This is a genomic window from Candidatus Chlamydia corallus (assembly GCF_002817655.1).
GTDB classification, from domain to species: Bacteria; Chlamydiota; Chlamydiia; order Chlamydiales; family Chlamydiaceae; genus Chlamydia; species Chlamydia corallus.
Genome location: NZ_NWQK01000002.1, coordinates 119,898 through 141,576 on the forward strand (window position 1 = coordinate 119,898; position 21,679 = coordinate 141,576).

The following is a 21,679-nucleotide window of genomic DNA, read 5'->3' on the forward strand; positions in this document are numbered from 1 at the left end:
TTCAGAATCGTACTAGAAGTTATCAGGAGATAAGTCTTTAGTTAACTCCTTCAGTACGGTAGCTCGTAAATGTGTAATCGCATCTTTTTGTAGATCCCTGGTGTCTTGAGCTTGTTGTTGCAAGGCAAGATGCGCTCGACGTATTTGCCAAAATAACGGATTCCATACGGTATGATTTTGTGTCGCCTTAATCCAGCCTAAATCTATACCCAGTTGTATCCAGCTTAAGGCGTCTAGGGTTTCTTTGAGCTCCAATTGGCATGAATGGGTAAGCAGACCTAAAGAACGAAGGATATGATTCTTTAAATCGCGAGAATTTTCTTCAGAAAGCCGTTTTTTTGCTGCGACCTCAGCAACGCTGAGCTTGGAGGCTGTAATCCTTAAGGAAGAAAGAAGCTGCTCTTCAGTTAAGCCTAAAGAACAGCGGTTGGACAGCACAACAATATTACCTGGAAATCCTGCAACACCTGGCAATAGACTAGAAGTGATTATCTCAGCTTCTTCATCGACAAGATTTGTAAATTCTTGAGAATATAGAAGAGCAGGAATATGCAGAAAACATTGGCTTTTTAAGCCTGTCCCACAATTCTTCGGATTGGTCGTTAAAAATCCAAATTCTGAAGAAAAAGCAAAAGAAAGCTTGCTATGAAGATAACTCTCTAACTGTACTAATTGATCAAGAGTCTTCTCAGGATTTCCTTGAAAATCAATTCCATGTAAGACGAGATGATCTTGAAAATTTATAGCTGCTAAAAAGTCTCCAGATTTGCTAACTACGAGTGCCTCACCTTCAGGGTTCCCAACCAAATCATAGGGCAGTAAAAAATGTTCAACTAGAAATTCTTTTTCCCATAGAGGAACTTCTTTTAAAGGAAGAACTATAAATTCCCCAAAGCCTTCAATATTGTTAAAATGAGACGCTATCAATTGGAGAATCTCTAATTTTTGTTCTCTAGATAAACAGGGAAGAAACTTAGACACAGAAAGATTTCTAGATAGAGAAAATGTAGTTACAGGCCACACTTTGTTTGCCTGTGAGCTTTCTTTTCTTTTTACCAAGCTCTCTAGTAAATCATTGGGAAGAGTCATGTGGATTTTTGGTTTTTAAATGATTAATTTGATCACGGATTACTGCTGCTTGCTCATAGTCCTCTCGTTCTAAGGTATCTTTTAAAGCTTCATTTAATGCTATAAGTTTTAAAAGAGGGTTTGAAGTAGAAGTTTCTCCAGGTGCCCGGCCTATATGCAGAGAGCCTTGGCCTTTTTCCATAATAAATGATGAAGATACTGCTCTGTCATTCTTAAGTTTAGTAGTAATCTGATTTTTGAAGTTTGTATAACACTGATGGCAGCCTAGCAGTTGCTCATCATCTTGCTGCGAATGCCATACGGTTTTACAGTTGCCGCACTCTAAAGTAAGGACCCCACCCCCTTTAGAGAGACCGAAGTGTTCATTATTATAGTAATAGCTAGGACAAGAACATGTTGCGCATACATAAGAACGGATGACCCTGTCCTTATCTATTTTTGTATAGCATATGGTAGCAGGCTTCTGACAATGATAACATTGGTGAGTAGGTGAGTTAGTCATGAATTAAGCTCCATTATGCTCGGTACTCAGTACATAGCAAAAATAGAACTAAGGAGAAAAAGATTTTTTAGAAAAAATAAAGCTAACAAGAATAACTAAATGGGTCTTGAAGGATTTGAACCTGCGACCCCCTCATTAAAAGTGAGGTGCTCTAACCGCTGAGCTAAAGACCCAAAACATCTTGTTAATTTTATACTTTGACCCCAAGGGGATTCGAACCCCTGTTACCGGAATGAAAATCCGATGTCCTGGGCCAGGCTAGACGATGGGGCCAAGACGAATAAATTTTACTAATTTCCTCTCTTTAGAGCAATCTTTTCCCTCTCTATGACTGAAAAAGTCACAAGGACAAGAAAAACCCTAGCGCATACTTATATCGAAGATATTTCTACTTCTTTTTGCTTTGTTAACTCGTCAAGCTGTTTGCAAAACTTATCGGTTAACTCCTGAATCTTTTTTTCAGTACCTTTCACAACATCTTCTGTAAGGGTAGAGTCTTTTTTCAGCTTATCATTAGCTTCTCTTCGGATATTTCTAATATTGATCTTAGTTTCCTCACACTTACGGCGGAGTTGCTTAACCATCTCTTGTCGGTAATCAGCGGTAGGCTCAGGGACCTTAATGCGAATAATAGAACCCTCGACTTCAGGCTGTAAATTTAAATTTGCTGCAATAATTCCTTTTGCAATCGCAGAAGCATTATTCCCGTCATAGGGAGAAATAACCAACTGCCGAAGATCTGCAACAGAAATCGAAGCAATGTCTGACAAACGCATTGTAGTACCATAAACATCAACTACAACGGTTTCTACTAATGCTGGATGAGCCTTTCCTGTTCTAAAGGACTTTACCTCTTTATGAAAAAAATCTAAGGCCGCAGCCATTTTTTTTTCAGTGTCTTGGAGAACAGACATGATTTACATCCTCGCTAATTAGTGTTCCAATCATAGGGTCAAACAAAGCTTTTTCTAAAGAATGTTGTAAAAAGCTAAAGACGCGAATTGGAATATGAGAATCCATACATAGGGAAATTGCCGATGCGTCCATCACTCCTAATTGATTGCTCAAAAAATCTTTATAGGAAACGAAATCATACTTTACAGCATCTGGAAATAGCCTCGGATCTTTATCATAGACACCATCTACATGCATAGTCGCTTTGATTAAGACGTCAACATTAAGTTCACAAGCTCGCAAAGCAGCTCCAGTGTCTGTAGTTAGATAGGGGGAACCAGCTCCAGTTGTACAGATGAGGATCTTTCCTTGATCCAAAGCTTCTATAGATTTTTGTGGAGTATAAAGATCAGCTAACTGTGGGCAAGATAACGTAGATGTCAGAAGACAAGGGATGTCCTCAGCTTTTAAAGCATCGGCTACTGCCATGCCATTGATGAGAGTAGCCAACATTCCCATCTGATCTGCTGATACACGATTAATTTGAAGTTCTTTTTGTTCAGCAAGCCCTCTTAAAATATTGCCGCCGCCGATAACAAGAGCAATTTCTATATCATTATTACGAACTGCTCTTAGCTCTGATACAAGTCGCGATAAACGCATTTCGTCAATTCGGTTGCTAGAATCTTTAGATAATGCTTCTCCAGAAATTTTAAACAACACCCGGGTAGTTTGCTTAGCCATCTTTTTATTAGGCTCCTATTTTCCATAAAATAAACTGTTCTATTGTAACAGGGCTTCCAGAGCTTTTTGAGAAATCATCTATTAAGTTTTGAATAGACAGATTAGGATTCTTAATAAATGATTGTTCTAGTAAACAGGCTTCTTGGAAAAATGTGTTTAGTTTCCCTGAAACGATTTTCTCAATCACTTGTTGAGGCTTATCTTGGATTTGAGAAGAAATAACTTCTTTTTCTTTAGCAATGACCTCATTAGGAACACTTTCTTTGCTTAGGAATTGAGGTTGAGCAGCAACAACATGCATAGCAATATCTTTTGCTAGGTTGTCAGCAGTAGACGAACCAGAAAGAATTGTCAGAGCCACTGTCTTGCCGTTGCCATGAGAATAAATGCCAACAGTAGAATTTGAAGCTTTAGGAAAATAAGCCACTTTACTGATGCGGATGTTTTCTCCTACAGTCTGCATAGTGACTGCTCTTAACTCATCTATAGAAAGAGAGGGATCTTGAGACGAGACTACTTGAGACAAGGCTTCAATGGTACCTACTTTATACTTGAGAATATCATTGAGTAAACTAGAGACAAACTCTCTAAAGACTGCGTTGTTAGCAACAAAATCTGTTTCTACGTTTACTTCGATTAACGCGGTGCCGTTACCATCAGTTTTAGCTGCAATTATGCCTTCTCTAGTTTCTCTATGCTCTTTTTTCCCAGCTGACGCCAATCCAAGCTTACGCAAATAGACAACGGCTTCTTCTAGATTTCCTTTGCACGCTTCTAAGGCTTCCTTACACTTTGTTAACCCCACACCAGTTTGTTGTCTTAATGTTTTTAGGGTCTCCATAGAAAAGTCGCTCATTAGTTTGCCTCGCTATCAAATTTTTTTGCTAATAGATCTTCTTGTCGATTTTCTTCTTCGGATTCGTCCTCTTGGCCCGCTTCAAAACCTGAAAGATCGGGGACGTCTAAAACTTTCACTGGAGAAACAATTTCTATACCAAGCTTATGTTTTGCTTCGATAATATTTTCTTTAATAACGTTGATGATTAATCGAATACTTTTTAGAGAGTCATCGTTACAGGGGATGACGTAGTCAATGGGAGCAGGATCGCAGTTGGTATCGACGAGAGCAAGGACAGGAATGCCAAGTTTTTTTGCTTCAGCAACAGCAATTTTTTCATAACTGGGGTCAACAACAATTAGAAGACCTGGAGCCTTCTTCATGTAACGAATTCCCTCAAGGTTTCGTAATAATTTCTGATGGCGTTTGGCTAAAAGGGCAGCTTCTTTCTTAGTAAGATAGGCCTGATTTCTGGATAAATCCTTTTCAATTTTGTCCAGAGTTTTGATTGAATTGCGGATTGTAGTCATGTTGGTTAACATTCCGCCCAGCCAACGCTCAGCAACAAAAAATTCACCAGCTTCTATTGCAGCTTCTCGAATTACGCACTTTGCTTGTTTTTTGGTTCCTACAAATAGGACGGTTTTATTGTCTTGAATCACTTTACGAATGTGGGGAAGAGCATTACGCAATTGCTGTAAAGTTTTTGCTAAATTGATGATGTAAAGACCGTTTTTTTCCTCAAAGATGTAAAGCTTCATCTTTGGGTTCCATCTTCGGGTTTGATGTCCAAAATGAGCGCCCGCGCTCATAAGGTCTTTGACAGTAAGTTTGCAGGATTGGGATTCCAAGCTTTGTACCTCTATTTCAAAATTAGAATATGTTAACAACGGCATTCTGACATAAAAGTCAGAATTTCAGTCTTGGTTGTCTTTAAAGAAAGCGCCCGATCAGAATCGAACTGACACCGGTAGCTTGGAAGGCTACAGCTCTACCATTGAGCTACGGGCGCAAACTGATTAAGGGGTATAGTAGTGTACTAATGCTTTTAACGCAAGAGTGTAATCTAGAGGAAACTGCTAGATAAGAGCATAAGTAAATAATTTATTTGGCTTAATAGAATGTGACGTAGGAGAGAAATAAAAATTGCTCAGAAATTCGGAAACTCTGAGCATAAATCAGAGCCTAGGATGTAGGCTCTGATAACAAGGTGAGGAGAAATTCTAAGCAAATCTTTAGAATCTGAACTGACCAGATACGTGTGCAGCTCTCTCGTTAATTAAACGAGCTTCTGCAGTAATGGACCATTTATCAGCATCAACTAAAGTGGCTCCTACACAGACTCCACAAGCTTTTCTAGATTTAAACTTGTTTATCTGCATGGAAACAATCTGCATGAAATCAGAAAATTGATTAGTTGTATCAAGAGATGTGCGGCTTCCTAATAACGAAGGATTCCAAGCAGTTAAGTTTAAAGTAGGTGTTGCTAGTTTTGGCTGAGCAATACGGATGTTATCAGCATCAAAAGTAGCTCGAGACCACTGAACTCCAATGTAAGGCACCAAAGAGTTTAATCTGTAAGATAGAGATGCTCCTACTTGCCATTCATGATAGTTGATGGTTGCAGCCTTTGTCCCAGTAGCATTGAATGTTCCAGCATCTGATGGCAAGGGGAAAGCAGCCCCTTTGTACCCTTTGGGTTTGTTTATAGTAAATTCAGCTACGTTACAGAGGACATTGAGCTCTTCAACTTTAGGTTTGGACTGTGCGTATTGGAATTCAGCTCCCAAAGTTGCACAACCGCACTCCCATAAAGCTCCACGAGCGCCAACACTCCAAGAGAAAGTAGTATCTGTGTAGAGTTCAACAACGCAATTACCTAAAGAAACGTTTGGTAATTCTGTTGCACCTATGGAACTTCCAGCAACCCCAATTAAACCAACGAGGTTGAAAGCTCTAGAATTTCCTTTGATGTAACCATTGGATGCACCTAGGGTACAGAAGAGATCAAAGCGATCCCAAATGTTCAAGGCGAGGAAACCAGCATTAGTGAACCACTCTGCATCGTGTAAATGTTTATTGTAGGCAGGGTTCGGTCTATCCGCAGCAGTAGTATAGTTTGTAGCAACGCTTCCAGTAGGTTGGGCTCCCATAGAAAACATTTTAGGTGCATCTACTTTTAAGATACGGTCGAAAACATAATCTCCGTAGAATCCAGCACGTAAGCTAATAGCGTCGCACCAGGTAGCGCAAGGATCGCAAGGATCTCCTGTAGTACCTTCCCATATTGTACCATCAATTAATAAGCTTGGATCAGAAGGGTTCCCTACAGGCAAGGCTTGTAAGGGGACGCTAACAGAACCAGCAAATGCGGCGGATAATAACGCCGACTTTAAGAGTTTTTTCATACTCACCTCTAAAGATTATGCTTAGTATCTTTTGTTTATGTGCTCGCTATTACTCATATTTTGGCGACACGATGTCCAAATTAAAGCCAGACAAGATATCCTGCAGGCAAATTTAGGAAGCTCTTATCAGTGAAAACGGCCTTAAATATAAACATACAGCTCATTAGTCGAAAACATATCAAACTTTTCTTATTATAGTAAAGACGATAAGAACATTAAGTGCTTTCAGCCGCAAATTTCAACCAGGAACTTCTGTTATGAGCTATAAGAAAGCTATAGCTTTTTTGTATATTCTTTTCATTATGTATATAATTTAGTTTTGTTGAAAAATGGCTTTACAATGCCTTCTTAAGGCCTTTTCTCTTGGGAAATTTTTTTGTTTATTTTTATTATTTAGAAGATGATTTTTGGTTTTAATGTGTTTTGATTAGACGAAAATTAGTTTTATTTTTCGAACTGTTTTTTGCTAAGTTTTGTTTAATTAGATTGATTATTCTTCTTAAATATGATGACTTTTTTATTATCCTATTTAGCAGCCCATGATTAGAAATAATATGAGAGTATAGTTCTCTATAATTGCAAGACAATAGTTGAGCGCATAATATCAATAGCATGAAACGACCTAGAAAATTTCCTATTTATCTTTCTATTGCTCAAAAGACCAACAGATTATTGTCTGGGATTGTCGTAGCATTTGCTGTGATTGCATTGCGCTTGTGGTATCTTGGTGTTGTTGAACATGAACAGAAGTTAGAAGAGGCATACAAGCCACAGATTCGAGTGATCCCTCAATATGTTGAAAGAGCAACTATTTGCGATCGTTTTGGGAAGATATTAGCTGCAAATCAATTACAATATGATGTGAGTATTGCTTATGGCGCGATTCGTGATTTGCCTACTCGAGCTTGGTGTCTAGATGCGTATGGAAATAAACAACTCATTCCCGTGCGTAAGCACTATATTGCTTGTTTATCTAAGTTTTTAGCTCAGGAATTGCATTTAGATCCAGAGGTGATAGAAGATGCCATTCATGCCAAAGCTTCTGTATTAGGTTCCGTTCCTTATTTAGTGGCTGCAAATGTTTCTGAGCGTACCTATTTGAAACTTAAAATGTTATCTAAAGATTGGCCTGGGTTGCATGTAGAGGCTGTAGTTCGTCGTTATTATCCTCAAGGAAGCGTGGCTTCAGATATTTTAGGTTATGTAGGACCTATTAGTCCTCAAGAATATAAGAGAGTCACCCAGGAATTGAGTAAGTTACGTGAGTGTGTGCGTGCCTATGAAGAGGGTGAAGATCCTAAGTTGCCTGAAGGACTAGCGAGTATAGATCAGGTGCGTGCTTTATTAGAGTCTATGGAGAGCAACGCCTATAGTTTAAATACTTTAGTAGGAAAAATGGGAGTGGAGGCTCATTGGGATTCAAAATTACGTGGTAAGATCGGGAAAAAACCCATTTTAGTAGATCGTCGTGGCAACTTTATTCAAGAAATGGGGGGCGCTGTTTTAGAGGCCCCTGGAAGTAAATTGCAGTTAACTTTGTCTACAGAGCTACAAGCTTATGCCGATGCGTTGCTTTTAGAATACGAAAGAACCGAATCTTTTCGAAGTGCCAAGTCTTTGAAGAAGCGAGAGAAGCTTCCTCCTTTGTTTCCTTGGATTAAGGGAGGAGCCATCATTGCGTTAGATCCTAATAATGGAGAAATTTTAGCAATGGCTTCTTCTCCTCGTTATCGTAACAATGATTTTGTGAATGCGAGGGTAGCTGAAGATTCTAAAGCAGTGCGATCGTCTATTTATCGATGGTTAGAAAATAAAGAGCATATTGCAGAAATTTATGATAGAAAAGTACCTCTAATTAGGGAAAAAAGAAATCCTAGTACGGGGTTGTGTTATGAAGAACTTCTGCCGTTAACCTTTGATTCCTTCCTAGATTTTCTTTTTCCTGAAAACTCTATTATTAAATTGCAGTTAAAAAGAAATAGTTTTGTAGGACAAGCGATAGAGATTCAAAACTTGGTAGCTCGTTTGATTTCTTTATTTTCTTGCGAAGAAGTCGTGTGTCCTAGTTCAGCTATTTTTGATGCTGTTTTTCCTAATGAAGAAGGGCATATCTTAATGCAAGAGGTCATTTCTGTTCAGGAACAGAAATGGATAGCGGAGTGCTTGGATAAACATAGGGTAGATATTCAAGAGATTAAGGAAGAACTAGACCAGGTCTTTAATGAGTTTCCTGCAAACTACGATAAGATTTTATATACCGATATGCTTAGGCTGATTGTAGATCCAGCTCGTTTTTCTCTTTCACTTCCTTCAAATGTCTATAGGTTATCGTTATCTGAATTTGTAGAGATTCAAGGACGTTATGTAGTGCTCCGTTCTGCGTTTGCTAGTATTTTGCAAGATGCGTTTAATGAGGTACATTTTAAGTCGTGGCGTAAGACTCAATTTCCTCAATATCTTGCTGTTAAACGTCAAGAAGAAGCGTTAAGGAAGCAGCGTTATCCTACGCCTTACGTAGATTACTTGGAGGAAGAGAAAACAAGACAATATAAAATGTTCTGCCAAGAACATTTGGATGCATTTCTTGCCTATTTGTTTGCTAAGACTCCTTGTAAGGAAGGCCTACAATCTTATTATGATATTTTAGATTTATGGGTAAAAGAATTAGATGGCGGAGCACATAGAGCTTTATCTTGGCACGAACATTACCTTTTTCTAAAAGAGCGTTTGCCCAATCTTTCACAAGATCTTTGTGCGCTTTTTTCTACATTTCGTGAATTCAATGAATTGCAGCGTCCTCTATTAGGAAAATATCCTATAACGATTATAAAAAATAAGACGCAGACGGAACAAGATTTAGCTGCTGCTTTCTATCCCGTATACGGATACGGATACCTACGTCCACATGCCTATGCGCAAGCAGCTACCTTAGGTTCTATTTTTAAGTTAGTATCTGCTTATTCTGTGTTATCTCAGCGGATCTTATGGGGACATAGTGAGGATCCTATGAATCCCTTAGTAATTATTGATAAAAATTCGTTTGGATATAAGAGTTCACGGCCTCACGTAGGCTTTTTCAAAGATGGCACACCGATTCCTACGTTTTTCCGAGGAGGAAGTCTGCCAGGAAATGATTTTCTAGGGCGAGGCTTTATTGACTTAGTCTCAGCATTAGAGATGTCGAGCAACCCCTACTTCTCTTTATTGGTAGGAGAAGGTCTTGCTGATCCCGAAGATTTATTAGACGCGGCTTCTTTGTTTGGTTTTGGTGAGAAAACGGGTTTAGGGCTTCCAGGAGAATATGCGGGTAGGGTGCCTCATGATTTGGCTTATAACCGTTCGGGTTTATACGCAACCGCTATTGGACAGCATACTCTTGTTGTAACTCCTTTACAGACTGCGGTTATGTTAGCTTCTTTGGTCAATGGAGGTGTTGTTTATGTTCCTAAGTTATTACTTGGGGAGTGGGAGGGGGAACGTTTTTGTCCTCTCTCTCCTAAGAAGAAACGAACGATTTTCATGCCTGATTCTGTTGTTGCATTGCTTAAGACTGGCATGCGCAATGTGATTTGGGGTCAATATGGCACAGCTCGGGCAATACAAAGTCAATTTCCTTCGCAACTTTTATCTCGTATTATTGGGAAGACGAGTACAGCAGAATCCATTATGCGTGTGGGGCTGGATCGGGAATACGGTACTATGAAGATGAAAGATGTCTGGTTTGCTGCGGTGGGTTTTGCTGATCAGGAATTGTCTCTTCCTAAGATAGTAGTGATTGTTTATTTACGTTTAGGAGAGTTCGGTCGAGATGCTGCTCCTATGGCAGTAAAAATGATTGATATGTGGGAAAAAATTCAACAAAGAGAAAAATTTTAACGGGATAATTTTATCTTGGCACAGTTTTCGCTCCTTATTTGGTTGAGATCAACGAATCATGTGCTGGGAGAAATATCCATGGAAGAAGCTGCTAAACACTTGGCAAAAGAATTCCTCTGTTCAGGAATTAACTTTTTTCTAAACGGTGAATATGAGCAAGCAGAAAAAAGATTAAAAGAAACTTTAGAATTAGATTCTACAGCAGCACTAGCTTATTGTTATTTAGGGATTATTGCTTTAGAGACTGGAAGAGTGCCAGAAGCTTTGGATTGGTGTTCTAAGGGTTTAGAATCGGAACCTGGGGATAGCTATCTGCGTTATTGCTATGGTGTAGCGTTAGATCGGGGGAACCAATATGAAGCAGCTGTGGAACACTATAATGCGTACGTTGCTTTGCATCCCGATGATGTCGAGTGTTGGTTTAGCCTTGGAAGTGTTTATCATCGTTTGAAGAGACTCCAAGAAGCTCTAGAGTGTTTTGATAAGATCCTCGGACTGGATCCTTGGAATCCGCAAAGTTTATATAATAAGGCGGTTATTCTTTTTGAAATGGACAATGAAGCAGAGTCCGTTCGCTTACTTGAAGTTGCTGTAGGGAAAAATCCCTTATATTGGAAAGCCTGGGTAAAGTTAGGGTTTTTGCTTTCTCGAAGCAAACGGTGGGATAAAGCCACGGAGGCTTATGAACGTGTTGTTCAGCTACGGCCTGATTTATCTGATGGTCATTATAATTTAGGTTTGTGTTACCTCACTTTAGATAAAACGCGGCTGGCTTTGAAAGCTTTTCAAGAAGCATTGTTTCTGAATGCTGAAGATGCTGATGCTTATTTTTATGTGGGACTTGCTCATATGGATCTTAAGCAAATGCAAAAAGCTTACGAGGCATTTAATAGTGCGTTGTCTATTAATTTAGAACATGAGCGTGCACACTACCTTCTGGGCTATTTACACCATATGCAGGGAGAAGCAGATAAAGCAACAAAAGAACTTCTATTTTTGCAAAAGAAAGACTCTATGTTTGCTCCGTTATTGCAAAAGACTGTGACATCGGATCCATCCTCATTGCATTTTGAAAGGCGTTTGGATGCTATTTCTTAAAAGACTCTAAGTAATTTGCTTTCAAATATAAGTGAGAAACGTCTCTTCAAGAAATGGGAAAATAGTGTTTGCAAGTTAAATAAGAAGACAAAAATTTTTTGTTTCCTTAAAATGGCTTTGCATGTAAGCACCTTAGTGTGTTCCATGCTGATGGTGTGATCTCCAAGGGAGAGAGGGCTTTGTAGAAAATCCTTTCTCTTTTCTTCTGGGCTTGAAAGCGGCAGGTTCCTCTTTCAAGCCTTCTTTGTTATACGGAAAAAATGATCTGTATGGTATCTTAGCTCTGTCCTTGTGTAATTTAAGATAATAAATTGAATCGTTTTGCGCGACGGGATGAATGTTTATGAGCGAATCAGTAAAGGTTTTTTTAGAAGAGCGTGAAGATTATCCTTATGGTTTTGTGACTCCCATAGAGTCTGAAGGATTGACACGAGGACTGAGTGAAGAGACAATTGAAGAAATTGCTGATCTACGTAATGAGCCTCAGTTTATTATAGATTTTCGTTTGCAAGCGTATTGGCATTGGAAGCAATTAGATGAACCTGCTTGGGCGCGCGTGCATTATGACCCCATAGCGTATGATGATATTGTCTATTTTTCATCTCCTAAACAGCAAAAACCCCTTGGACGTTTAGAAGATGCTGATCCAGAAATTTTAACTACCTTCAAAAAATTAGGCATACCTTTAGATGAGCAGAAGCGTTTGCTGAATGTCGAGAATGTTGCTGTAGATTTAGTTTTTGACTCGGTGTCTATTGGGACAACATTTAAAGAATCGTTGGAAAAGGCAGGGGTAATTTTTTGTTCTTTGAGCGAGGCAATTCAGGAACACCCAAGTTTAGTAAAAAAATATTTAGGTTCAGTTGTTTCGTATCGGGATAATTTTTTTGCTGCTTTGAATGCTGCCGTCTTTAGTGATGGCTCCTTTGTTTATGTTCCTAAGGGGGTGAAATGTCCTATGGATATTTCCACATATTTTCGGATTAACAATAAGGAAGCGGGCCAATTTGAACGTACACTCATTGTTGTAGAGGATGGCGGCTATGTGAGTTATCTTGAGGGATGTACGGCGCCAGCCTATTCTTCTAATCAGCTACATGCTGCAGTTGTTGAACTGGTTGCTCATAAGGATGCGGTCATAAGATATTCTACAGTTCAAAATTGGTATTCTGGGGATAAGAAGACGGGGAAAGGCGGGATTTATAATTTTGTAACTAAGCGGGGTTTGTGCGCAGGTTATCGTTCAAAAATCTCCTGGTCACAGGTTGAGGTTGGGGCTGCAGTTACATGGAAATATCCTAGTTGTATTTTAAAGGGCGATGAAAGTGTGGGAGAATTTTATTCCGTAGCTCTTACTAACGGGAAAATGCAGGCCGACACAGGAACCAAAATGCTACATATAGGAAGAAATACCACGTCAACGGTGATCTCCAAGGGAATTTCTTCTGACGAGTCCAAAAACACGTTTAGAAGTTTGATTTCTTTAGGGAAAAAGGCTGCGCATAGTAGCAACTATACCCAATGTGATTCCATGTTAATAGGCAAGGCTTCTGGAGCCTATACTGATCCGAAGATTGTAGTAGAAAATGCAACATCTTCGATTGAGCACGAAGCTACGACGTCAAAATTACGTGAGGATCAGCTGTTGTATTTACGTAGCCGGGGATTGAGTCCTGAGGAAGCAGTAAGCTTAGTGATACACGGTTTTTGTCGAGAAATTATAGAACAATTACCTTTAGAATTTGCTCAGGAAGCATCGAAGTTATTATTAATTAAGTTAGAAAATAGCGTGGGTTAGGTCCAATGTTAAAAATAGAGCACTTACATGCCAGCTGTAATGATGTGAAGATTCTAGATGATTTCAGTCTTCATATTCAACCTGGAACCATGCATGTTATTATGGGACCTAATGGGGCTGGAAAATCTACTCTTGCTAAAATTTTGGCTGGAGATGAGAGTGTCTTGGTATCTTCGGGTGGGATTGTACTGCAAGAGAAAAATTTGCTTTCTATGTTGCCAGAAGAGCGTTCTAGAGAGGGGTTGTTTATTGGATTTCAAATGCCTCCAGAGATTCCTGGAGTAAATAACAAGATGTTTTTGCGAGATGCCTACAACGCCCGTCGTCGTGTGAATCAGGAAGAAGACATTTCTATTGATGAGTTTAACACTCTTCTTTCAACTGTATTAGAAACATACGAGTGCAACACTATAGATTTATTTTTAGATAGAAATGTCAACGAAGGTTTTTCTGGAGGAGAAAGAAAGCGCAACGAGATTTGCCAGATGCTAGTTTTAGAACCTGAAATGGTCCTTTTAGATGAACCTGATTCTGGTTTAGATGTAGATGCATTGCGTTTGATCTGTAGAGTATTGGAGAAATATCGAGAATTACATCCTAGCAGTGCCATGTGTATTGTAACTCATAACCCTAAGTTAAGTAATCTCATTAGTCCTGATTTTGTTCATCTTCTATTAGATGGTCGCATAGCACTTTCAGGAGATGTCTCTTTGATGCGTGAATTAGAAGAAAAAAGTTACCAAGAGGTGATTGGGCGTGTTGCGTGGAGATAGGATGTTAGTTTCAATAGAGACGTTTTCTTCCATTGCTTCTGGTTCTCCTGTGCATAAAGCTGCAGAGGCTTGCTACACTCAATATAGCAAGCGAACTTCATCTAGAGAGGTGCTCAGTAGTTTTTCATGGGTTCAGGAGCTGTCTGTTTTTCCTGATCGCTATAGTCTTGCGACTGGAGCTTCAGAGTTGATTAAACAACATTGGCTGCACAGTAATCATTCATTAGCTTTTGAGTGTATTTTAATTAATGGAAAATACGAACCTTCATTATCTCAATTACCTGAGGGAGTTATTGTCTGTGGTATAGACGAAGCTAGGGTATCATTGTCTGCATTCATGCAAGCTTTTGATATAAATAAGCATCCCCTAGCATTTTTAAACGCTGTTTGTTCTGCAGATCGGGGTGTCGTGATTTATATTCCTGAAGAGATGCAGACGAATGACCCTATTTTTGTACGTCATATTAGCTTCCCCACAGTTTCAGACCATGAAGTTATCTTCTCTCCTAGGATCATAGTTATTTTAGGAGAACGGGCGTCCGCTCAAATTCAAATATCACATCATGTTGACTTAGAGGGGGGTGGCTCTAATAAAACCATAGTCAATGGAGTTACGGAACTCTTCGTTGGAGAAGGGGCAGAGCTTACATTGTTTATGATTCCCAAGTATTCTGAAGAGGATAGATTGAGTTGGTCAAGTATCGCGACGATTGAAAAAGATGCGACCTGTGTGATTACTCAGAATTTTCTTGAAGATTGCCATGGTTTCGGATGGTTTGATAACACGTGGTATATCGTAGGGGAAAAGGGACAAGCAAAATCCCTGGTCTTGGTTCAATCTCCGAAAAAAACTTGGGTGAATAATTTAATGCATCACGATGCTCAAGAGACGGTATCGCGCCAGCATATTAAATCGATTTTATATTCTGGACACTTCCTATTTGAAGGGACGATTTCCATTTCTTCTCAAGGAGAATTGTCAGATGCATATCAAAAGCACGATACGTTGTTATTAACCCCAGAAGCTCGGGTATCAACATTTCCCCGTTTAGAGATAGAAACAGACGAAGTAAGGGCATCCCATGGCGCTACAGTAGGACCTTTAGATGCTCAGCAGATATTTTATATGCGTTCCCGGGGTATGACCGAGAGAGAAGCTCAAGAAAAACTCATTCAAGGGTTTTTAAAACAAGGGATATCTTCGGAGACGCTTTCAGGATCATCTTTTCAATTAAATCCGACCTCCTAGGTTGTTAGGATGCAGGGGGGCAAGTGAAGTGTTTAAAAGAGGATTTCCCGATTTTTGCCGCTAAAGCAAGAGAGAACGAACCTTTTGTTTATTTAGATTCGGCTGCAACGACACATAAGCCTCAACGGGTGATAGATGTCGTTGCTAACTTCTATAGTTCATCATATGCAACTGTAAATCGCGTGATTTATAGTTCTTCCAGGAACGCAACTGAAGAATACGCCGCTGTCCGAGAAAAAGTTCGTAAGTGGATATCTGCAGCTTCTGATAGCGAAATTGTATTCACCCGGGGTACAACTGCTGGGTTAAACTTATTAGCGATTTCTGTTAACGATCTCTGGATTCCTGAGGGAGGTGTTGTTCTAGTTTCTGAGGCAGAACATCATGCTAATGTTTTGTCTTGGGAGATTGCCTGTAGGCGACGAGGTTCCTTAGTAAAAAAAATCAGAGTCCACGATTCAGGACTTATAGACCTGGATTATTTGGAAGAGCTTTTAAATAAAGGTGCTCAGTTTGTAAGTATTCCTCATGTGAGTAATGTTACGGGTTGTGTGCAATGTCTCAAAGAAGTTGCTGAGCTAGTCCACCGCTATGGGGCGTATCTTGCTGTCGATGGTGCTCAGGGAGCTCCTCACCTTCCTATAGACGTTCGGCTTTGGGATGTAGATTTTTATGTATTTTCTTCACATAAGATTTATGGGCCGACGGGCACAGGAGTTTTATACGGGAAAAAGGATCTATTGGATCAGCTTCCCCCTGTAGAAGGAGGTGGAGATATGGTTGCTATCTATGATAGTAAGAACCCTGAATATCTTTCTGCACCTATGAAATTTGAAGCTGGGACTCCAAATATTGCTGGAGTTTTAGGTTTGGGGGCTGCTTTAGATTATCTCAATGAGTTGTCAGCTGAGTTTATCTACGAGAGAGAGAGTATGCTAACCGCATACTTACATAAGCAGCTTCTTGAGATTCCGAATGTACATATTCTGGGACCTTCTATAAATGAACCTAGGGGTGCTCTTATAAGCATGACAATCAACGGCGCGCATCCTTTGGATTTAGGTTTTTTATTAGATCTTAGAGGGATTGCTGTGCGGACGGGTCATCAATGTGCCCAACCAGCAATGGAACGGTGGAATGTGGGTCATGTTTTGAGAGCATCTTTAGGAATCTATAACGATGAGGATGATATTAATCAGTTCGTCCTTGTTTTGCAGGACTCTTTAGATAAGGTTTGTAGATAGCACGGTCATGCTTTTCGACATGGCAAGACTATCTTTTTGAAAGCCCCTTTTTTAGATAGAGCTGTTTGCTTTTCTCTTTAATCCAATTTTTTAAATACCTAGAACTCTGGAATAAACTCGGACATACATACTCCATAGGTTTTATGTCTAAGCGGTAGATATTATGAGTTTTAGACTTTCGGTTAATCGTATTCCCTAGAAGGAAAGAATAGGGATAGTGGTCTGCGGCGAGCTTGCGGCTTGAAGAATCTGATTTCCCGAAAGGGAAAAAGAAAGCTAACGGCTTTTCTCCTGTTATTGTTTCTATTTGATGTTGCGAAAGCAAGATTTCCGTAGTGAGATAGGGAGGATTATTTAGAAGATTTCGGATAGCGAATCCCGAGGATGCTAATTGGATATAGGGAGATTTCGCCATAGTTACAAGTTCATTTTGGCAACAAAAGGGCATGTGGTTAGAGAAGATCTCGTCTTGAAACGCTAAGGTCTCGGAAGGCTTTAAACGATAAAAAGGATCAAGTTCTTGAGCAGAATTTGATGGAACATACCGGGAGGCTACCCCTACAACAGCGGGAATTTTCTGTTCTTCGAGGAAGGGAAAGATATTTATATAGAAGTCAAAAGAAGCAAAGTCAAAAGTAAGCATAAGCGCATGCCTTTTTGGGGTCGCTTCTTTGGGGAGTGTAATAGCAAAGTTTTGCTTAAGGAGTTGTAGGTAATTTTTTAGGCGGTCTAATTGCAAGCGGGAGTGGGAAAAAAAGACCTGTCGGAAAGCAAGAACTGTCAGCATAAGGTTTTAGGAAGAGGAGTCAACATCTTCTTGGAAGTATAGGGTTAAGGTTCCTGTAATTACTTTAGGAGGAGAATCTGGGGTGGAAAGAGAAGGTTGCTCAGCAAGCACTTCGGCAAGTTCTTGGATTTCTACAGATTCTGACATAGAGGTCCTTAAGAGTTTCATCCTTTTTTGCCAAAACGTTTGCTTAATGTCCATTCCCCATCCCTATACATATGTTCAAATTGATGAAATAGGGGCAAGCTTTTCAATGCCTCAAAGTCTTGACTTGCATCTTGGTTGAGCAGTTCTTTGAGTTCGATCACACGTAGTAGAGTTAAAAAAGATAGAGTAGGATAATTAGGAGAACCTTTTGCAGTTTGTAAGAGCGTATAGGATTTACTTAAAGCGGTATCATAGAGTTGATTTGCCTGTGCTTCTGAGATTTCTTTGAGCAGCGCTTGGATTGGGTCAGGCAATTGCAGTGCTTGGCTATTACTATAAGCCAATCCTGCATAATAGGCTCCCCGTAAAGGCTCATTATGAATATAGAAACATGAAGCTAAAAAGCTTGCATAGGGCTTCACGGCGTCTCCACCAAGGTGATACGCCTGTTCTAATGATGGTAAGGCAGATTTAGGTGCAAGGAACCCTTGGGAAACAGCTGCTTCAGCAGCTCTGGTAATTAGAAGAATGCTATTACGTTTGTCTTGAGAATGTCTATAAATGTTAGAAATAATCTTTACGGATAGGAATGATGCTAGAATTATACAAATGACAATCGCGGAAGAAAAAGAATAAAATTTTTTCCAAATATTATGAAGTAGCTTTTGCATAAAGGAACGACAGTTTGGCGTTGAAAATCTACAAGCGTGCAGAGGATTTATATGAAGTTTCCTCTAACTAGAGTTTGTGCTCTTCCGTTTGGAGTTTTATGGCTTAAACCTGTTTTGATTCGAAGCTTTCATTTTATGTTATCCCAATTTAGGATTCGCATTCAATTTTTTTCTCTTCTCTAATGCGTATGCCTTATAAAGAAGGGATGGAAGGGGTTATGTTCACAAGCATTTATAAAGATTTATTTTTATTTAGGTAGTGTTTGTGAGTGCTGTTTTTATAAAGAAAGACTCAGGTAGCTGTGGTTACAGAAACTAAACTGTGCGATAGAAAGTCACTATTCTTACTTAGGAGTTTTAAAAAAGAGCTTCACTTCTACAACCATGTTTGATAGAAAAATTTCAATGCTGTTATGTTTGTGCAGTGTTTGGGTATTGGTAAGCTTATGTGGATCTATGCAGTCCTTATTAAAGATTTCATATGCGTGTAAGTCTAAAGTTATAGTCTGAAAAATCAGGAGATATTGTGACTGAGGAAATCAGTAAGGATACAATTATAGAAGTAGCTATAGATGATATTCGTGTGAGTCCTTTTCAGCCGCGTCGAGTGTTTTCTAATGAAGAGTTGCAAGAATTAGTAGCATCGATAAAGTCTGTAGGTTTGATTCACCCTCCTGTAGTACGTGAAATTCGTACTGGGGATCGGGTGTTGTATTATGAGCTTATTGCTGGCGAACGTCGCTGGCGGGCCATGCAGTTAGCAGGATCTACTGTGATACCTGTTATCCTGAAGCATGTGATTACCGACGGTGTTGCTGCAGAGGCTACATTGATTGAGAACATTCAAAGGGTAAATTTAAACCCTATAGAAATGGCCGAGGCCTTTAAAAAATTAATCCATGTATTTGGACTCACCCAAGACAAAGTTGCTTATAAAGTAGGAAAAAAGCGTTCTACTGTAACAAATTATTTGCGATTACTTGCACTTTCTAAAACGATCCAGGAAAGCTTGTCGCTTGGGCAGATTACCTTGGGCCACGCTAAAGTCATCCTAACTCTCGAAGATCCTATACTTAGGGAAAAGTTGAGTGAGATTATAGTAAAAAAGCGCTTGGCAGTACGTGAAGCTGAAATTGTGGCGAAGCAACTTACAAATGGAGAGGATCCTTCCATAGAGATGAAAGAGACTTCTTTAAAGATAGAAACGTCATCAAAGCAGCATGAAGAATTACAACAACGTCTTAGTGATCTTTGTGGGTATAAGGTACGGATAACCACGCAGGGATCGAGAGCTAAAGTTTCTTTTCATTTGGAAAATATAGACGATCTTCAAAAGTTGGAAAGCTGGCTAGCAAACCACGGTACGCTTAATGAAAGTCCAACTTAGTAGTTGCGAAAGATAAAGAAACATTGCCTAACTTAAGAATATCTTCTCTTTTTATATTATGAGTCCGTGCTTTGTTAAATTCCAAAGTTGTAGCTCATGTTAAATGAAGGGATTTTTTCTTTGTGGTTAAATTTATACAGTCCCTAGCGAACAGGAAAATTAAAATAAAACATCTCTCACAATCCCTAATTGCAACTTTCAGAAAACATTAGGAGATTGGTCAATGAATGCAGCGGTATGTATGGTGCAAGTCTCCCTTATTTGGGAGGGGATCTGATTTGCAAGCTTCTTGTCTTTGTGGACAACGATGATAAAAGGAACATCCTCCAGAACAGGATTCTGGAGAATCTTTCTGATATTCTTGGAACGCAGCTTTAGATTGTCTTTGATCTGGAGTTTCTGGAAGCTGAGAATTTAACAACATGCGTGTATAAGGATGCTGTGGATCAGAGAAAATACGTTCTGTATTTCCTCTCTCTACAATCTGTCCCTTATACATAATCAATACTTCTGTGCAGAAAGAACGTACGACGGCAAGATCATGCGAAATAAAGAGATAGGTGAGGTTGAGTTTTTTTTGCAGCTCGGCAAGCATATTCAGAATCTGTGCTTGGATAGATAAATCTAAAGAAGAGACAATTTCGTCACAAACAATTAACTGAGGAGCTCCTAATAAAGCTCTTGCTATAGAGACTCGTTGTTGTTGTCCTCCAGAAAGTTGGTGGGGATAACGATAGCAATGATCTCGGGATAGCCCTACTAATTTTAAATATTCCTCGACAGTTGATAATACATTTTCTTTTGGGACGAGTTTATGATAGAGCAGAGAATGGCCTAAACTATCCAGGATCGTCTTTCTAGGGTTTAATGAAGCTTGTGGATTTTGGAAGACCAATCGTACTTGAGATCGGAGTTGACGCCCTCCATATCTAGAATTTAACTTAATAGGGATGCCGTTAAAAGTTAAAAACCCAGATGTGAAAGGTAGAAGACCCGCGAGACCCAAAGCAAGGGTACTTTTCCCCGATCCTGATTCTCCAATAAGTCCGACAGCATGTCTGGAATATAATGAGAAAGAAACGTCATCCACAGCACGACTTGCAATCTTCTTTCCCTGAAACCAGAAAGCACGTTTGTAATAATGCTTCGTTAATGAGGTCGCTTGAATTAACGGCTGGGAAAAATTAGTTGTCATAAAGCCAACACCTTACTTTGTGACCTTCGCGTACGGAATAGACTTCTGGAGCATCAGCTGGACATTTATTTAGAATTTTTGAGCATCTAGGGTGGTAACAACATCCCGAAGGAAACGCCGTATAATGCGGGGGCTGCCCTGGAATAGGATTAAAGGAACCTAGTTTTGTCGGTTTTAGAGAAGGTCTGGATGCTAAAAGATCTCGAGTATAGGGATGAGAAGGATTATGAAATATTTGAATTGCGGGCGCATATTCTACCATACGTCCTGCATAGAGTACCAGCACCTCATCAGCAGTCTCTGCAACGACTCCCATGTTATGAGTAATGATAAGAAGACTCATGCCTGTTTTTTTTTGTAGTGTTTTTAGTAATCGCAGAATTTGATATTGGACAGAAACATCCAAAGCAGTGGTAGGTTCATCAGCAATAAGAAGCTTAGGAGAACAGAGTAGCGCCATGGCGATACAAATTCTTTGAAGCATCCCTCCAGAGAGTTGGTGGGGGTAGAGGTTGAGGCAGAGCCTGGGATCATGAAATCCAGTTTCTTCAAGGGCGTGTAACATTTTTTCTCGAGCAACTTCTGAAGATAGAGCTAAGTGGGTATGAATAATTTCTTTGAATTGCTGTTCAATAGTAAACACCGGATTTAGAGATGCTTGTGGGTTTTGAAAGATCATAGAAATTTTTGTCCCTATAATCTTTTTGCGTGTAGAGCGTGAAGCTGTAAGTAAGTTATGGCCTTGAAAGTTGACCTGGCCAGAAATTAAAAATGGTGGGCAAGGAAGTAAACGAAGTATTCCTTGTGCTGAGACAGATTTCCCCGATCCTGATTCTCCAATAATTGCTAAGGTTTGTCCTTCATGAATAGTAAATGATAAAGATTGCACAACAGAGTGCTGTCGGCATTGTTTTGTCAATGTTATGGATAGATCCTCTATCTGTAAAATGGGATTGGAAGCCATAAGTCGTTTACAAGA

Annotated in this window: 19 protein-coding genes and 3 tRNA genes; 7 read left to right on the forward strand and 15 right to left on the reverse strand. The window is 39.6% G+C overall.

Translation table 11 applies throughout. The features are described 5' to 3' along the window. Positions 1–12 precede the first annotated feature (12 nt). From CMV32_RS02905 to CMV32_RS02950, 10 genes are all read right to left on the reverse strand, one after another. Complete coding sequence (locus tag CMV32_RS02905) at positions 13–1,089, reverse strand: protein arginine kinase (protein WP_100934443.1); 1,077 nt, start codon at positions 1,087–1,089, stop codon at positions 13–15. Next, positions 1,073–1,591 (reverse strand): UvrB/UvrC motif-containing protein, encoded by a 519-nt coding sequence (locus CMV32_RS02910; protein ID WP_100934444.1) that lies wholly within the window; start codon positions 1,589–1,591, stop codon positions 1,073–1,075. Before CMV32_RS02910 ends, CMV32_RS02905 begins: the two co-directional genes overlap by 17 nt. Before the next feature lie 100 nt (positions 1,592–1,691). Continuing rightward, positions 1,692–1,764, reverse strand: a tRNA-Lys gene (locus tag CMV32_RS02915). Positions 1,765–1,789: 25 nt separating this feature from the next. Next, a tRNA-Glu gene (locus CMV32_RS02920) sits at positions 1,790–1,864 on the reverse strand. 98 nt (positions 1,865–1,962) lie between these two features. After that, positions 1,963–2,505 carry a ribosome recycling factor gene (frr, locus tag CMV32_RS02925; RefSeq protein ID WP_100934445.1) on the reverse strand — a complete coding sequence of 181 codons (543 nt, stop codon included), beginning with the start codon at positions 2,503–2,505 and terminating at the stop codon, positions 1,963–1,965. Then, the gene (gene pyrH, locus CMV32_RS02930) at positions 2,483–3,229 is read right to left on the reverse strand and encodes a UMP kinase (protein ID WP_100934446.1); all 747 of its coding nucleotides are present in this window, start codon (positions 3,227–3,229) and stop codon (positions 2,483–2,485) included. The genes frr and pyrH overlap by 23 nt, the downstream gene beginning before the upstream one ends. 7 nt (positions 3,230–3,236) lie before the next feature. After that, positions 3,237–4,085: a translation elongation factor Ts gene (gene tsf, locus CMV32_RS02935; protein WP_100934447.1), complete on the reverse strand. Its 849-nt coding sequence runs from the start codon at positions 4,083–4,085 to the stop codon at positions 3,237–3,239. Further along, positions 4,085–4,918 (reverse strand): 30S ribosomal protein S2, encoded by an 834-nt coding sequence (gene rpsB / locus CMV32_RS02940; RefSeq protein WP_100934660.1) that lies wholly within the window; start codon positions 4,916–4,918, stop codon positions 4,085–4,087. Before rpsB ends, tsf begins: the two co-directional genes overlap by 1 nt. A 90-nt stretch (positions 4,919–5,008) precedes the next feature. Next, positions 5,009–5,079: transfer RNA gene (locus CMV32_RS02945), tRNA-Gly, on the reverse strand. 223 nt (positions 5,080–5,302) lie between these two features. Beyond that, positions 5,303–6,475, reverse strand: a complete 1,173-nt coding sequence (locus tag CMV32_RS02950) for a porin (RefSeq protein WP_100934448.1) — start codon at positions 6,473–6,475, stop codon at positions 5,303–5,305. A gap of 612 nt (positions 6,476–7,087) precedes the next feature. On the opposite strand from CMV32_RS02950, the gene CMV32_RS02955 reads away from it, so the two are divergent. From CMV32_RS02955 to CMV32_RS02980, 6 genes are all read left to right on the forward strand, one after another. Beyond that, positions 7,088–10,351 (forward strand): penicillin-binding transpeptidase domain-containing protein, encoded by a 3,264-nt coding sequence (locus tag CMV32_RS02955; protein ID WP_100934449.1) that lies wholly within the window; start codon positions 7,088–7,090, stop codon positions 10,349–10,351. Between the two features lie 78 nt (positions 10,352–10,429). Next, a complete protein-coding gene (locus CMV32_RS02960) occupies positions 10,430–11,449 on the forward strand; it encodes a tetratricopeptide repeat protein (protein WP_100934450.1) in 1,020 nt (339 codons plus the stop codon). A 343-nt stretch (positions 11,450–11,792) separates the two neighbouring features. Beyond that, positions 11,793–13,247, forward strand: coding sequence for a Fe-S cluster assembly protein SufB (sufB, locus tag CMV32_RS02965; RefSeq protein WP_100934661.1), 1,455 nt, complete (start codon positions 11,793–11,795; stop codon positions 13,245–13,247). A 5-nt stretch (positions 13,248–13,252) separates the two neighbouring features. Next, positions 13,253–14,020 carry a Fe-S cluster assembly ATPase SufC gene (gene sufC, locus CMV32_RS02970; RefSeq protein ID WP_100934451.1) on the forward strand — a complete coding sequence of 256 codons (768 nt, stop codon included), beginning with the start codon at positions 13,253–13,255 and terminating at the stop codon, positions 14,018–14,020. Position 14,021: 1 nt separating this feature from the next. Next, on the forward strand, positions 14,022–15,269 hold the full coding sequence (gene sufD / locus CMV32_RS02975; protein WP_100934452.1) for a Fe-S cluster assembly protein SufD: 1,248 nt from the start codon (positions 14,022–14,024) through the stop codon (positions 15,267–15,269). 23 nt (positions 15,270–15,292) lie between these two features. Beyond that, complete coding sequence (locus tag CMV32_RS02980) at positions 15,293–16,513, forward strand: cysteine desulfurase (protein ID WP_100934453.1); 1,221 nt, start codon at positions 15,293–15,295, stop codon at positions 16,511–16,513. A 28-nt stretch (positions 16,514–16,541) separates the two neighbouring features. Here CMV32_RS02980 and CMV32_RS02985 read toward each other — a convergent pair whose 3' ends face one another. Genes CMV32_RS02985 through CMV32_RS02990 form a run of 3 tightly spaced genes read right to left on the reverse strand, consistent with a single transcriptional unit; the run spans position 16,542 to position 18,118 of the window. Next, positions 16,542–17,300 carry a polysaccharide deacetylase family protein gene (locus tag CMV32_RS02985; RefSeq protein WP_100934454.1) on the reverse strand — a complete coding sequence of 253 codons (759 nt, stop codon included), beginning with the start codon at positions 17,298–17,300 and terminating at the stop codon, positions 16,542–16,544. Between the two features lie 6 nt (positions 17,301–17,306). After that, a complete protein-coding gene (locus CMV32_RS05595) occupies positions 17,307–17,447 on the reverse strand; it encodes a hypothetical protein (RefSeq protein WP_239923144.1) in 141 nt (46 codons plus the stop codon). 17 nt (positions 17,448–17,464) lie between these two features. Beyond that, entirely contained in the window at positions 17,465–18,118 is a 654-nt protein-coding gene (locus tag CMV32_RS02990; protein WP_100934455.1) for a hypothetical protein, read from the reverse strand. 526 nt (positions 18,119–18,644) lie between these two features. Between CMV32_RS02990 and CMV32_RS02995 the strand changes: the two genes are divergently transcribed. Further along, positions 18,645–19,505: a ParB/RepB/Spo0J family partition protein gene (locus CMV32_RS02995; RefSeq protein WP_100934456.1), complete on the forward strand. Its 861-nt coding sequence runs from the start codon at positions 18,645–18,647 to the stop codon at positions 19,503–19,505. 220 nt (positions 19,506–19,725) lie between these two features. Here the strand turns inward: CMV32_RS02995 and CMV32_RS03000 are convergent, their stop codons facing one another. Together CMV32_RS03000 and CMV32_RS03005 are read right to left on the reverse strand one after the other, a co-directional pair. Beyond that, on the reverse strand, positions 19,726–20,700 hold the full coding sequence (locus CMV32_RS03000; RefSeq protein WP_100934457.1) for an oligopeptide/dipeptide ABC transporter ATP-binding protein: 975 nt from the start codon (positions 20,698–20,700) through the stop codon (positions 19,726–19,728). Continuing rightward, entirely contained in the window at positions 20,690–21,664 is a 975-nt protein-coding gene (locus CMV32_RS03005; RefSeq protein ID WP_100934458.1) for an ABC transporter ATP-binding protein, read from the reverse strand. Before CMV32_RS03005 ends, CMV32_RS03000 begins: the two co-directional genes overlap by 11 nt. Positions 21,665–21,679: the final 15 nt, after the last annotated feature.

Excerpts from the sequence above, each read along its gene's own strand:
- CMV32_RS02905 (WP_100934443.1), bottom strand. The coding sequence starts at position 1,089 with ATGACTCTTCCCAATGATTTACTAGAGAGCTTGGTAAAAAGAAAAGAA.
- CMV32_RS02910 (WP_100934444.1), bottom strand. The coding sequence starts at position 1,591 with ATGACTAACTCACCTACTCACCAATGTTATCATTGTCAGAAGCCTGCT.
- frr (WP_100934445.1), bottom strand. The coding sequence starts at position 2,505 with ATGTCTGTTCTCCAAGACACTGAAAAAAAAATGGCTGCGGCCTTAGAT.
- pyrH (WP_100934446.1), bottom strand. The coding sequence starts at position 3,229 with ATGGCTAAGCAAACTACCCGGGTGTTGTTTAAAATTTCTGGAGAAGCA.
- tsf (WP_100934447.1), bottom strand. The coding sequence starts at position 4,085 with ATGAGCGACTTTTCTATGGAGACCCTAAAAACATTAAGACAACAAACT.
- CMV32_RS02950 (WP_100934448.1), bottom strand. The coding sequence starts at position 6,475 with ATGAAAAAACTCTTAAAGTCGGCGTTATTATCCGCCGCATTTGCTGGT.
- CMV32_RS02955 (WP_100934449.1), top strand. The coding sequence starts at position 7,088 with ATGAAACGACCTAGAAAATTTCCTATTTATCTTTCTATTGCTCAAAAG.
- CMV32_RS02960 (WP_100934450.1), top strand. The coding sequence starts at position 10,430 with ATGGAAGAAGCTGCTAAACACTTGGCAAAAGAATTCCTCTGTTCAGGA.
- sufB (WP_100934661.1), top strand. The coding sequence starts at position 11,793 with ATGAGCGAATCAGTAAAGGTTTTTTTAGAAGAGCGTGAAGATTATCCT.
- sufC (WP_100934451.1), top strand. The coding sequence starts at position 13,253 with ATGTTAAAAATAGAGCACTTACATGCCAGCTGTAATGATGTGAAGATT.
- sufD (WP_100934452.1), top strand. The coding sequence starts at position 14,022 with ATGTTAGTTTCAATAGAGACGTTTTCTTCCATTGCTTCTGGTTCTCCT.
- CMV32_RS02985 (WP_100934454.1), bottom strand. The coding sequence starts at position 17,300 with ATGCTGACAGTTCTTGCTTTCCGACAGGTCTTTTTTTCCCACTCCCGC.
- CMV32_RS05595 (WP_239923144.1), bottom strand. The coding sequence starts at position 17,447 with ATGTCAGAATCTGTAGAAATCCAAGAACTTGCCGAAGTGCTTGCTGAG.
- CMV32_RS02990 (WP_100934455.1), bottom strand. The coding sequence starts at position 18,118 with ATGCAAAAGCTACTTCATAATATTTGGAAAAAATTTTATTCTTTTTCT.
- CMV32_RS03000 (WP_100934457.1), bottom strand. The coding sequence starts at position 20,700 with ATGACAACTAATTTTTCCCAGCCGTTAATTCAAGCGACCTCATTAACG.
- CMV32_RS03005 (WP_100934458.1), bottom strand. The coding sequence starts at position 21,664 with ATGGCTTCCAATCCCATTTTACAGATAGAGGATCTATCCATAACATTG.